Origin of the sequence: Enterobacter sp. 01-M-03-SI-ECC, from assembly GCF_047530215.1 — a bacterium.
Classification (GTDB): Bacteria; Pseudomonadota; Gammaproteobacteria; order Enterobacterales; family Enterobacteriaceae; genus Enterobacter; species Enterobacter chengduensis.
Map to the genome: position 1 here is coordinate 72,515 of NZ_JBLKDA010000022.1, position 12,853 is coordinate 85,367.

Below are 12,853 nucleotides of genomic sequence, written 5' to 3' on the forward strand. Positions count from 1 at the left end.
ACCAACATGTCTGAACAACAAGCACAGGGCGCTGACGCGGTAGTCGATCTTAACAACGAACTGAAAACCCGCCGCGAGAAGCTGGCAGCGCTGCGCGAGCAGGGCGTACCGTTCCCGAACGATTTTCGTCGTGACCATACCTCAGACCAACTGCACGCAGACTTCGACGCTAAAGAGAACGAAGAGCTGGAAGCGCTGAACGTTGAAGTGGCCGTTGCAGGCCGCATGATGACCCGTCGTATCATGGGTAAAGCCTCCTTCGTGACCTTACAGGACGTGGGCGGCCGTATTCAGCTGTACGTTTCCCGTGACGATCTGCCGGAAGGCATCTATAACGAGCAGTTCAAGAAGTGGGACCTGGGCGATATCCTGGGCGCGAAAGGTAAGCTGTTCAAAACCAAAACCGGTGAACTGTCTATCCACTGCACCGAGCTGCGTCTGCTGACCAAAGCCCTGCGCCCGCTGCCGGACAAATTCCACGGCCTGCAGGATCAGGAAGCGCGCTATCGTCAGCGCTATCTGGATCTCATCTCTAACGATGAATCCCGCAAGACCTTCAAAATTCGCTCCCAAATCATGGCCGGTATTCGCCAGTTCATGGTGAACCGCGACTTTATGGAAGTTGAAACCCCGATGATGCAGGTGATCCCTGGCGGCGCGTCTGCGCGTCCGTTCATCACCCATCACAACGCCCTGGACCTGGACATGTACCTGCGTATCGCGCCGGAGCTGTACCTGAAGCGTCTGGTGGTCGGTGGCTTCGATCGCGTGTTCGAGATCAACCGTAACTTCCGTAATGAAGGTATCTCCGTTCGCCATAACCCAGAGTTCACCATGATGGAACTCTATATGGCGTATGCGGATTACAAAGATCTGATCGAGCTGACCGAATCCCTGTTCCGTACCCTGGCGCAGGATATTCTGGGCACCACGCAGGTCCCTTACGGTGAAGAAGTTTTCGACTTCGGCAAGCCGTTCGAAAAACTGACCATGCGCGAAGCGATCAAAAAGTACCGTCCGGAAACCAATATGGCGGATCTGGATAACTTCGACTCTGCGAAAGCGATCGCGGAAAGCATTGGTATCAAGGTTGAGAAGAGCTGGGGGCTGGGCCGTATCGTGACCGAGATCTTCGAAGAAGTGGCCGAAGCGCACCTGATTCAGCCGACCTTCATCACCGAATATCCGGCTGAAGTCTCTCCGCTGGCGCGTCGTAATGACCAGAATCCGGAAATCACCGACCGCTTCGAATTCTTCATCGGCGGCCGCGAAATCGGCAACGGCTTTAGCGAGCTGAACGATGCGGAAGACCAGGCCCAGCGCTTCCAGGATCAGGTTGACGCGAAAGCGGCAGGCGACGACGAAGCGATGTTCTTCGACGAAGACTACGTGACCGCGCTGGAGCACGGCCTGCCGCCAACGGCGGGTCTGGGGATTGGTATCGACCGTATGGTGATGCTGTTCACCAACAGCCACACCATCCGCGACGTGATCCTCTTCCCGGCGATGCGCCCGGTGAAATAAGGCGTTAAGATGCAAAAAAGCCCCGAAAGGGGCTTTTTTATTGCGCCGCGAAGGCTTTGAGTTTTTCGCGGGCGGTCGTCGCTTCCATGACCATCCACGGGCTAAAGGCCCAGGGCGTCGCGTCCAGCGCGCGGAATAGCGCGTCCAGTTCAACCCACTGATAGTCCATCACTTCTTCTACGTTTATTGTTACGTCGTTGGTAATGCGGGCGGCGAATACCGGGCAAATTTCGTTTTCCACGATCCCGGACGGGTCCGTTTCCCGATAGCGAAACTCAGGGGCGACGGCGGTGATATCGGTCAGCTCAGCGCCCACTTCAAAGCGGCAGCGGCGGATAATGGCCTCTTCCGTCTTTTCACCCGACTGCGGGTGCCCGCAGACGGAGTTTGTCCAGACGCCCGGCCAGGCTTTTTTGCTTAATGCGCGTCGGGTGATCAGACACTCGCCTTCGGCGTTGAAAAGCCAGGAAGAGAAAGCCAGGTGCAGCGGGGTATGTAACGTATGCGCGGCATATTTTTCCTGAGTGCCAATCACCATTCCCTGGTCGTTTACCAAAATAACGTGTTCTTGAATACTCATTGATGCTCCAGTGCCAAAACGCCGAATGGTTCAGCACCATCAGCCGGATCATTATACGGCATTCTTATACGAACGGTTTGGCTCGTAGAGCGGAAAAGGGCATGACCCATCTTCATTTTGGCTGTTATCATAGTGCGCCATTCACGCTGACCGAGGATCTGTTTTGTTTGCAGGAAGCCTGACGAGAAACCCCATCACCGCCACTATTTGCCTGATGCTGACGCTATTCCTGGCGGGCTGTTCAGGAAGCAAGTCGTCGGATATGGGCAGCTATTCCGGTTCGGTCTACACCGTCAAGCGCGGGGATACCCTGTACCGGATTTCGCGCGCAACGGGGACCAGCGTGAAGGATTTGGCGCGGCTGAATAACCTTTCTCCCCCCTACACCATCGAGGTGGGTCAGCAGCTGAAGGTGAGCGGCGGATCGTCCTCGGGCAAAAAGTCCTCTTCGAAAGGCAAAACCGCCAAAGTGACGCCATCCTATCAGGTGCCGCAATCGTCATGGCCGCCGGTTGGCCAGCGGTGCTGGATTTGGCCTGCCAGCGGTAAAGTGATCGCCCCTTACTCACTCTCTGAAGGTGGCAACAAGGGTATTGATATCGCCGCTGCGCGCGGCACGCCGGTTTATGCCTCTGGGGCCGGGAAGGTGGTTTACGTGGGTAACCAGCTGCGCGGCTACGGTAACCTGATCATGATTAAGCATGGCGAAGACTACATCACGGCCTATGCGCACAACGACACGATGCTGGTCAACAATGGGCAGAACGTGAAGGCGGGGCAGAAGATTGCCACCATGGGCAGCACCGGTACGGATTCAGTGAAGCTGCATTTCCAGATCCGCTATAAGGCGACGGCCATCGATCCGCAGCGCTATCTTCCTGTGCCCGGCAGCAAACCGAAGTGCTAAGTGATTATTTAATCGCCGGTTAGTTGCGAATAGGCTTGTATGAAGGTGCGTAAGGTCTATAATGCCTTACGCACCTCAAAGCGGGCGTAGTTCAATGGTAGAACGAGAGCTTCCCAAGCTCTATACGAGGGTTCGATTCCCTTCGCCCGCTCCAGAACTCTTCCCTTGTGGCAAAAATTCAATAAAAGTCTTTTTTTCAAAAAGTTATTCAACATAAGTTGTCGTTATCGTTCTACCAATGAACGGCAAACTATCACCACAAGATACGCTGTTAGTTGTCACAATTGTCTAAAACTAGGGTGAATGGGAAAGGCTGGGGAGAGCCAGCCTTTGGCGGTCATCTCACTTTCTTGAAAATGAGCAGAATCAATACGGTAGAAACGAAGTAACCGAAGAGAGAAACATCAATCAGCCTGTCGTAGTACTGATCAAACTCAGCAACCACAGCATTACAGGCTTCAATAGTGATCGTCTTTTCGTTAAGTATGTCAGTGTATTTTCTCGTTATCCCATAATCTAATATATTGACCAAAATAGAAGCTATATAGAGGAAAGAGATCGTGATTATGCTTCCCCATCGAATGAAACATTTTGTTCTACTCTTCAAGGTCATATGAGCCACCCAAGAATCCCCCAACCGTACCGCCAGAATAGCCAGAAGCTGAACCTAATGTTGAGGCTCCCGCTGCAAGGTTTTTCTCCATAGTGTTTTCTTCACCAAGTGTGTAATTATCTATGTTTGGATACTGCTCTTTGAATTCATTAGTGACTTCAGTTACTTGCATTGAGCTTATGCTGCTGCTTTTACGCATAAGATAATTTTGTAGAGACAAAGGCACTGCAAAATCTTCCTCGCTTTCAATCGGTAATTGCGTTGTAGTTGATGTGTAGCTCGTTTCGAAAATGTTTGAGCCTGATTTACGAATTACCTGAACAGTATGCGTTGTACAGTTGCTACCAGTAAGATCATAGACGTCAATTACTCTCCCCCTGCGTTTGGTTCTTTCACCCATTTTCTCTGTAGGGATTGGCTTTGCTCCTGAGTTCCAAAGGTTTTCAAACAATGAGCGTGTCTCAGCAATGGATGCATCATCAATCTTGAATACCCGAGCATTAACTTTATAAAGTTCTTCACGGTAGTAGCTACGAGCATCCTCTCCGGTAAAGAAGTTAAGTATTCCATCGCCTGTGAAGTTAGCTGGACCTCTTCGACCAAAGCGTCCATAGGTGTAAACATAAATTGAGTTATTTTCATGCACCGAAACGAAAGCGTGTCCTGCATCGGTGATTTCTGTCCAGAGGTAAACGCCGTTCAATAGCGGGTTATCTTCTGGCTTGCAGGTGTCAGCAAAGCTGTTTTGCTTCTTCGCTACTTGTGCGTGTTGCTCTGGTTCGGACTCTGAGTATGCTTTTGAAGTGAGTGAGGTGGACAGTGGAGTCACTGCCGCTAAGCCTAGATTTCTGAATGCCTTTGGTTCTTCTTTTTCATACATGGGGTAAGCATTGGAAGGACGTATTTTTGCCTTACAAGGGCATGAACTATAGCTATCGAGCGACCCTGCTACACGTCTGTCATCTGCACCATCCGTAAAAATTGAGATCCCGCCGATAATCTTGTATATGCTGCCATCTTTGCCACAGGTTACAGGATCACCTTCTTTCGCTATCGGTTTACCGAAGGCACTGCCCAGCGCGGAGCCTACAACTATCCTTCCTCCGCATGAAGTTCTGTCCCCCTGACATAAAACAATACCTGTCGTCATAGCTCCCTCTACCTGTTATGGAAATAATCACGGAGGACATTTTACAAACAATAGTCGGATGCACAACAAGTATTAGGCTTAAGTAAAACACGCTTCGTATACAACATAATAAAGAGTAATGCCGTGTGTGTTTATTGCCTTTTGATGTAGCGCATATGTTGATCATGTACGCTACACAATTTTTATTCTTCTTTTGAACATCGAACTGCTATCCAGCATTATTTTCGAATAGCAGACCGACATTTCTGGAGGTTAACCCCTTATCTTAGACTCTGATGCGGAAATTATTCCCCATGCTGGATGCAATATTTCTGACTCTTGTGAGAGTAGCGTACAAATTGTCATTTAAAGATAGTCCTTGCGAAATGATTTTTTCATGACTCACTGCGGCTAGCAGCCTGACAAATGAATCTATACATATTACATTTTAATCATATTCATTACCTGAATATTATCGGCTCGAATGAGAATAATCAGGCTATATATACAATTCAAAAGCCGGAACTCTTCAGAGTATTTAAATATCTTAGTGGGTGTATTTCACTATAAGGGGAGAAATAAACGGTTGTTCTCGCTGTTAATGTAAAAAAGGCCGCATCCCGCAGCCTTTCCTCACACACTCACCCTTTCGGGAACACCCAAACGTGCTTCTCCGGCAGCGAAAGATGGCAGTGCTGCGGATCCCGCACCTCATGTCCATATGCGCGGATGACAAAATCATCCCCCACCGTGCGGAACAGGTACTCCCAGCGGTCGCCGAGATACATGCTGGTGAGCAGCGGCAGCTCAAGCTGATTTTCCCCCGGCCCCTCGACCACCGCCACGCGCTCGACGCGGATCACCGCCGTGGCTTCTTCACCGCTCTTCACCCCTTCACCGGCCTGGCCCCACAGCACCCAGCCTTTGCCCTCGATGCGCGCTCTGCCGTCGCGCACTTCGGTGACCTTGCCGTGCAGGCGGTTGTTGCTGCCCATAAACTCTGCGGTAAACAATGTTTTAGGCGAGCCGTACATCTCCTGCGGCGTGCCCTGCTGCTCGATCTTGCCGTTGTTGAGCAGCAGGATGCGGTCGGAAATGGACATCGCTTCGTTCTGGTCGTGCGTCACCATCAGCGCCGATAGCCCGAGCTTGATAATCAGCTCGCGCAGGAACACGCGGGCCTCTTCGCGCAGCTTGGCGTCGAGGTTGGAGAGCGGCTCGTCCAGCAAAATCACCGGCGGGTTGTACACCAGCGCCCGGCCAATCGCCACGCGCTGCTGCTGCCCACCGGAGAGCTGGTGCGGATGACGTTTGCCAAGATGGCCCAGGCCAAGCTGGTCCAGCACGTCCTGCACGCGCTGCTGGATCTCTTTCGCCGGCACTTTGCGCAGCTTAAGCGGATAGGCCACGTTCTCGAACACGGTTTTGTGCGGCCACAGGGCGTAGGACTGGAACACCAGCCCCAGGTTACGCTCTTCCGCCGGGATCTCACTGCGCGGCGTGCCGTCGTAAACTTTATTGTTGCCAATGACTATCGACCCCTGCGTCGGTTTTTCCAGACCCGCGACGGCACGCAGCAGGGTAGTTTTGCCGCTGCCGGAAGGGCCCAGCAGAGAGACCACTTCGCCGCGCTTCAGGTTCATAGAGACACCTTTTAAAACAGGATTGTCGCCGTAGGTTAAGTGCAGATCGTCAACCGCTAATTCAATCATGTATTTTCACTCCGAAACGAAGGGCAATGCCCAGACCTACCACGACCAGCAGGATATTAATGAAAGAGAGCGCCGCCACGATGTCGATGGCACCCGCGGCCCAGAGGGAAACCAGCATCGAGCCGATGGTCTCCGTACCGGGTGAAAGCAGGTACACACCCGTTGAGTATTCGCGTTCAAAGATCAGGAACATCAGCAGCCACGAGCCGATCAGACCGTAGCGGGAGAGCGGTATGGTGACGTGGCGGGTGATCTGCCCGCGCGTCGCCCCGGTGCTGCGCGCCGCCTCTTCAAGCTCTGGCCCTACCTGCAGCAGCGTGGAAGAGATAAGCCGCAGCCCGTAGGCCATCCACACCACGGTATAGGCCAGCCAGACGCTGAAAATGGTGCTGTGCAGCGAGCGTAGCCAGACGATGACGTTTTCGCGCATCCAGTCGGTCCAGGCGAACCCGGAAAGCCAGCCGGATTTCAGCGAGTTATCCAGCCACATCGGCAGGAACAGGAACACCCACAGGAACGCCAGACCCGCCAGCAGGCCCGGCACGGCGCGCGGTACCAGCACGCTGTAGTCGAGGAAACGCGTGGTGTTATCCGGCTTACGGTGCATGGCAATCCCGACAAACAGGTAGCACACCACGGCCAGCGCGCCGCCAATGACGCCAATCGCCATGGAGTTGACGATAGCGCGCAGCAGGTTGGGCTGGGCCCAGATGGTGCGGAAGGTGTTCAGAGAAAGCTCGTCCCACAGCGAAACGCCCACGCCCCAGTTGGAGATAAACGCGCGCAATACCACGCCGAGCAGCGGAACGCCGATGGTGACGGTGAGCCAGAAGGCAATCACCGCGCCAGCCACCCAGCGCCATTTACCCAGCGGTAAGGCGCGGGCCTGTGAGGCCTTGCCCTTCATGGTGACGAAGCGGTTGGCGGTGCGCATCAGGCGACGCTGGAGCATCACCAGCGGGATGGTGATGCAGATCAGCACCACGGCAACCGCCGCCATCAGGTTATAGGATGGGGTACCCATCTTGTTCGTCAGCTTATAAAGATAGGTCGCCAGCACCATGTTGCCTTCCGGGTCGCCGAGGACCAGCATCAGGCCGAACACCTCCAGCCCGAGGAAGAACAGCAGCACGGTCGCGTACAGAATAGAAGGACGCACCATCGGCAGGCTGACGGAGGTCATCACCTGCCAGGGCGACGCGCCCGCGGTGCGCGCGGCTTCCTCCACGTCAGAGCCCACGCTGCGCAGCGCGGAGGAGATATACAGATAGGCGTGCGGGACGTGCGTCAGGCCGGCAATGACCACAATGCTCGACATGTCGTAGATATTCCACGGCACAAAGCCAATCAGCGCCTCCGCCCACCGGGAGAGAAAGCCCACCGGACCGGCGGCCACCACGTAGCCGAAGCCCAGCACCATTGGTGAAACGAAAATCGGGACCAGGATCAGCGGCTCAATCAGCCGACGGCCGGGCAGGTCGGTACGCACCATCAGAAACGCCAGCACGCCGCCCAGTGGGATAGAGATAAAGACCAGCCCAAATGCCAGTATAAAGCCGCTTTTCAGGGCCTTATAGAAATCAGGGTCGGTGAAAATAAAATCAAATGATTCAAAGCTCCACTCTTTTGACGGCGAAAAGAACGGCGCGGACAGGAAGCTCTGTATCACGATAAACGACAGCGGCGTGTAGATAACCAGGGCGGTTATCAGCACGACGATACCTCGCGGCAGGCTTTGCCACTTTCTGCGTAATGTATTCATGGGGTATCCCTGGTATTGCAGCCCAGAAAAACGAACTCAGTCGATAAGGGAGCGCGGCGGCCAGCGCCGCGCTCAGATGCTTATTTACCGGCGGCGGTACGCCACTCTTTGATGTACTCCAGGCGTTTTTTCGGCTGCAGGTATTCCAGCAGCGTTTCATCGACCGGGATCGGCTTCAGCGCGTTGCCGAGGATTTTGGTCAGGCCGTCGATATCATTCTTGCCTTCGATATCGTTACGAATGGAGGGGATATCCGCCTGGTTGGCCAGAATGTTTTGCCCTTTTTCAGACAGCACGTAATCCAGCCACAGCTTCGCGGCGTTGCCGTTTTGCGCCTGCTGGCTGATGAACGACACGCGCGACAGCACCAGGGTGTAATCTTTCGGGTAGGCAATACCGAGCGACGGATCGTTCTTCGCGCGCGCTTCCGCATAGGAACCGAGGATGTTGAAGCCGATCAGGTTTTCACCGGAGGAGACGCGCTCCATCATGGTGCCGGTCGACGACTGCACCGACAGGCCACCTTTAGCGACGTCCGCCAGGGTTTTAAAGTAATTAGGATCGGCGTTGTGATCCTGAACCGAGAGCATAAAGCCCAGCCCCGATTTTTCGATGTCGTAGGTAGTGACCTTATTCTTGAATTTGTCCGTCTGGCTGGCGATAAGCTTCGCCAGCGCGGCGTGAGAATCCGGCACGTCGCCGGCCGGGATCAGGCGCTTGTTGTAGATGAAGACCACCGGCTCATAGGTGGTGCCGTAGGCCTTATCTTTCCAGACTGCCCATTTCGGCAGCTGGCTTTGCTCCGGAGACTTGTACTCCATCGCGTAGTCGGTGGCGAGCTTCAGCCCGGTGTCCATCGAGGAGCTCCAGACCACGTCGCCGCTCACGCCGCCGGAGGCCTGTTCACTGATGAAACGGTTGTACAGCTCGGTGCTGTTCATATCGTTGTATTCAACTTTGATGCCCGGGTAGGTTTTTTCGAAGCCCTGGATCAGCGGCCCGGCGGCTTTGATGTCGGTGGTGGAGTAAATAACAACCTTGCCCTCTTTGGTGGCGGCATCAACCACTTTTTGATACTCAGCAGGATAGCCCTGCGGCAGGGCAGACAGTGCAGAAGCAGAGAACAGTACGGTAGCGGTAAGCAGAGAAATTCGGAACGTGTTCGACATTATAGTTAACCTTTTAGTTACATTTGAGGAACTAATTGTCAACATAGCCTATCGGGCTGCACCCACAATAGGGTGAAGCGGGCGATGATTCCGAAGTGTGATTGTCGCCGTCGTTTCAGCAATTAACACCATAAAATCCGCGAACGTTAGCCTTTGAACGGTTTCGGATTACGGTTTATCGGCGGCTTTGCGGTAAAGCCTGCGCGGATGACCAATATTGCCATACAGCATCTCGACGCTGACTAACCCGCTCTCCACGCAGTATTCAAGGTAGCGGCGCCCCGTGGTTTTGCTGATCCCCACGTTTTCCACCACCTCTTCAACCGACATCGCGCTGTCGGGTCGATCGGCGAACAGCCGTTTAATCCGTTCCAGCGTCTGGGGCTCAATGCCCTTCGTGGAGGGCGTCACGGAGGCTTCCGCGGCAGGCAGATTAAACAGGCGATCCAGCGCATGCTGGTCGACCACCTTCACCTGCTGCACGGTGTGGATGAAGCGCATAAACCGCTCCAGCGAGGCGTGCAGGCGCTGGAAAAAGACGGGCTTGATGAGGTAGTCAAACGCCCCGCTGCGCATGGCGTGGCTGCAGGTCTGCATATCGCTGGCGGCGGTGATGAAGATCACCGAGCACTCATAGCTTTTCAGCAGCGGGTTATCGATGAGCTCCACGCCTTTACCGTCCGGGAGATAGTTGTCCAGCAGGATAAGCCGCGGCTGATGCTGACGAATCAGGCTGCATGCCTGCTCAATCGACGCGGCGATGCCCACCACGCGCAAATGAAAATTCTGCTCGACATACTCGCGATGCAGCTCCGCCAGGTGCGGCTCATCCTCAACGATCACAACATCAAGTGCTCGGGTCATGCTTTAGCCCATTCGGAATAAACACAGAAAAAATAGTCCCCTGCGGCGTGTTGTCGGCAATCTCAATGCTGCCGCCAGCCTTGTCGATATATCCTGCCACCAGAAACAGGCCAATACCGTGCTCGGTGCCCACAATGTCGTTTTCGCTTTCCGGCTTGCTGCTGAATCCCTGGCGGAAAATGTGCGGCTTCATCGCATCCTCCACCCCGCAGCCCCGGTCGGCCACCTCGATCAGCAGCTCCTGGTTACGGTCAGAAATGTATAGTTCTACCGGCGCGTGGACCGCGGCGTTGAGGGTCGCCTCCACGGCGTTATCCAGCAGATTACCGATAATGGACATCAGCTCCGTTTCGCCGAGCGCGGCAGGCATGCGGGTGAGCTGGCAGGCGGGGTCAAACAGCAGCTCAATGCCTTTTTCGCGCGCGCTGACGTATTTTCCGAGCAGCAGCCCGCACAGCGCGGGAGATGAAAAACGCGCGGAGACAAAATCCAGCACCCGCTGCGCGCCTTCGGACTGCACCTGGATGTAACGGATCGCCTCGTCATAGTGTTTCATCTGCAGTAACCCGACCAGCGTGGCGGTCCAGTTCAGCTGCTCGTGGCGCATAATGCGCAGGTTATCCGCATAGCGTTTGATCTGGCTGAGCTGGCTGCTGAGGGTGTTAATGTCATTTTTGTCGCGAAAGCTGTAGACCCAGCCGCTTTCAACGCCGGGTTCAACCTCAATCGCCACGCGGTTGACGATCACCTCGCGCTGGTTGAGCACCGCAATCTGGTCGTGGCGGCCCGCGCTCACCGAGGCGGTGCGCTGGAATAAAAAGCCCGGCGACGTCTGAAGGATCTCTTCCAGCGGTTTACCGATAAGGTCTTTCTCACTTTGCCGAATATCCAGCATCTCGCGTGCGGCGCGGTTTATTAAAATCAGCTGCTTCTCCTGATTAACGGCAAATACCCCTTCGTACATGGCTTCCAGTAGCGCGCGCTGCTGCAAAACCAGCTGGGCGATATCTTTCGGCTCCAGCCGGAACATCTGTTTTTTAAGATTGCGGGTAAACAGCCAGGAGAACATAAACAGCAGCAGCAGAAGGCCCGCGCCGTAAAGCCCGGACTGCCAGAGAATGCGGGCGTTAATGTTGGCAATATACGAGGTCAGATAGCCGACCGAGACAATACCAATCACCTGATGCCGGGCGTTGAAGATGGGGGCTTTGCTGCGCAGTGAAACGCCAATGCCGCCCTGGCGTACGGAAATAATGGTTTTGCCCTTTAAGACTTCCGCATTATCTCCGCCGATCATCGGTAAATTAATGCGCTCCGGGGATTCCGAATGATAAAGGTGCTGCTCCTCGGTATCGCCAATCACAATGTAGCTGGCATCGCTTTCAGCCCGCAGGGGCTGAATTAACCGGGCGATGCCGGGGATATCCCTGGCCGCCACCTTTTCCGCCAGGCCCGGCATCAGCGCGATCTGGCTGGCCTGCACCCGGGCGCGCTGGCCGAGATCGTGATGGAGCTGCCGGTCAATAAAATGAAACAGGATGGTTCCCAGCAGAACTAACAGCAGGCAGGAGAAGCACACCAGCGCTAAAAATAGCTTTACCTGAAAAGAGAGCCTGCGTTTCATTCAACCTGCTGATGTTATGTAAAAGTGACATTCGCCGAGCCTGACATGGGCCAATAGCGGACGCAATCTGGCAAGAAAAGAGTTGTGACCTGGCTTTTCGTTTTCGGCGTTATACCCTAAATAATTCGAGTTGCGGGAAGGCGGCAAGGGAACGAATCCCCGGGAGCGTACATAAGTACGTGACTGGGGTGAGTGAGTGCAGCCAACGCACCTGCAGCTTGAAGTATGACGGGTATATAGCCATCAGGATCCCGTCAGGCTATGCTTCATTCAGCACGATAATAATTACAGAGGCAATGTCATGGATAAAGAGCTACTGGATGCGGGTTACCGGGCCTATACCGGCGAGAAAATTGACGTTTACTTCAATACCGGGATTTGCAAACACTCAGGTAACTGCGTGCGTGGGAGCGCAAAGCTGTTTAATCTGAAACGTAAACCGTGGATTATTCCCGATGAAGTGGACGTTGAAACGGTTGTACGCGTGATTGATACCTGCCCGAGCGGTGCGCTGAAGTATCGCCAAAAATAAGCGAGGAACCATGGATATTCTGGAAGGCCATAACAAGTTTTACGTGAATGATGCGAACGGCAACCAGGTCGCGGAGATTGTCTTCGTGCCCACCGGCGAGCACCTGAGCATTATCGAGCACACCGATGTGGATGAGAGCCTGAAAGGGCAGGGCGTTGGCAAACAGCTGGTGGCGAAAGTGGTGGAGAAGATGCGTGCTGAGAACCGCAAAATTATCCCGCTGTGCCCGTTCGCGAAGCATGAGTTTGATAAAACGCGGGAGTATGACGATATTCGGGCGTGATTCACTGGAGCAATGTAGGCCGGGTAAGCGCAGTGTATGACCGGATACATAGGTGACAGATCAGACCGGGAACATAGGTAACACTTTTAGTCTATCCGCACCACACTCTGGGTTTTTCGGTCGTAGTACGCAAGCGTTATTCCGTTGAAGATGA

At 54.2% G+C, this 12,853-nt stretch carries 11 protein-coding genes and 1 tRNA gene; 5 read left to right on the forward strand and 7 right to left on the reverse strand.

Annotation, left to right across the window (positions count from 1 at the left end):
* Positions 1–6: 6 nt before the first annotated feature.
* On the forward strand, positions 7–1,524 hold the full coding sequence (gene lysS, locus ACMWKK_RS18830) for a lysine--tRNA ligase (RefSeq protein ID WP_021242046.1): 1,518 nt from the start codon (positions 7–9) through the stop codon (positions 1,522–1,524).
* Positions 1,525–1,561: 37 nt separating this feature from the next.
* Here lysS and idi read toward each other — a convergent pair whose 3' ends face one another.
* On the reverse strand, positions 1,562–2,104 hold the full coding sequence (idi, locus tag ACMWKK_RS18835) for an isopentenyl-diphosphate Delta-isomerase (protein ID WP_112780544.1): 543 nt from the start codon (positions 2,102–2,104) through the stop codon (positions 1,562–1,564).
* A 163-nt stretch (positions 2,105–2,267) separates the two neighbouring features.
* On the opposite strand from idi, the gene actS reads away from it, so the two are divergent.
* Positions 2,268–3,011 (forward strand): amidase activator ActS, encoded by a 744-nt coding sequence (actS, locus tag ACMWKK_RS18840; RefSeq protein WP_112780543.1) that lies wholly within the window; start codon positions 2,268–2,270, stop codon positions 3,009–3,011.
* An 80-nt stretch (positions 3,012–3,091) separates the two neighbouring features.
* Positions 3,092–3,165 (forward strand) — tRNA-Gly (locus tag ACMWKK_RS18845).
* 442 nt (positions 3,166–3,607) lie between these two features.
* Here ACMWKK_RS18845 and ACMWKK_RS18850 read toward each other — a convergent pair.
* From ACMWKK_RS18850 to ACMWKK_RS18875, 6 genes are all read right to left on the reverse strand, one after another.
* Positions 3,608–4,774, reverse strand: coding sequence for a PAAR domain-containing protein (locus ACMWKK_RS18850; protein ID WP_284948571.1), 1,167 nt, complete (start codon positions 4,772–4,774; stop codon positions 3,608–3,610).
* A gap of 620 nt (positions 4,775–5,394) precedes the next feature.
* On the reverse strand, positions 5,395–6,465 hold the full coding sequence (locus tag ACMWKK_RS18855; protein WP_112780540.1) for an ABC transporter ATP-binding protein: 1,071 nt from the start codon (positions 6,463–6,465) through the stop codon (positions 5,395–5,397).
* Positions 6,458–8,227, reverse strand: a complete 1,770-nt coding sequence (locus ACMWKK_RS18860; protein ID WP_406542913.1) for an ABC transporter permease — start codon at positions 8,225–8,227, stop codon at positions 6,458–6,460. The genes ACMWKK_RS18855 and ACMWKK_RS18860 overlap by 8 nt, the downstream gene beginning before the upstream one ends.
* Before the next feature lie 80 nt (positions 8,228–8,307).
* Positions 8,308–9,396 carry an ABC transporter substrate-binding protein gene (locus tag ACMWKK_RS18865; protein ID WP_112780539.1) on the reverse strand — a complete coding sequence of 363 codons (1,089 nt, stop codon included), beginning with the start codon at positions 9,394–9,396 and terminating at the stop codon, positions 8,308–8,310.
* A gap of 168 nt (positions 9,397–9,564) precedes the next feature.
* Positions 9,565–10,260, reverse strand: coding sequence for a response regulator (locus tag ACMWKK_RS18870; protein WP_112780538.1), 696 nt, complete (start codon positions 10,258–10,260; stop codon positions 9,565–9,567).
* Positions 10,244–11,884: a sensor histidine kinase gene (locus ACMWKK_RS18875; RefSeq protein ID WP_112780537.1), complete on the reverse strand. Its 1,641-nt coding sequence runs from the start codon at positions 11,882–11,884 to the stop codon at positions 10,244–10,246. The genes ACMWKK_RS18870 and ACMWKK_RS18875 overlap by 17 nt, the downstream gene beginning before the upstream one ends.
* Before the next feature lie 301 nt (positions 11,885–12,185).
* Here ACMWKK_RS18875 and yjdI point away from each other — a divergent pair, with 301 nt between their 5' ends.
* Together yjdI and ACMWKK_RS18885 are read left to right on the forward strand one after the other, a co-directional pair.
* Positions 12,186–12,416, forward strand: a complete 231-nt coding sequence (gene yjdI / locus ACMWKK_RS18880; RefSeq protein WP_008499689.1) for a 4Fe-4S mono-cluster protein YjdI — start codon at positions 12,186–12,188, stop codon at positions 12,414–12,416.
* Between the two features lie 10 nt (positions 12,417–12,426).
* On the forward strand, positions 12,427–12,699 hold the full coding sequence (locus ACMWKK_RS18885; RefSeq protein ID WP_045329184.1) for a GNAT family N-acetyltransferase: 273 nt from the start codon (positions 12,427–12,429) through the stop codon (positions 12,697–12,699).
* Positions 12,700–12,853 lie beyond the last annotated feature (154 nt).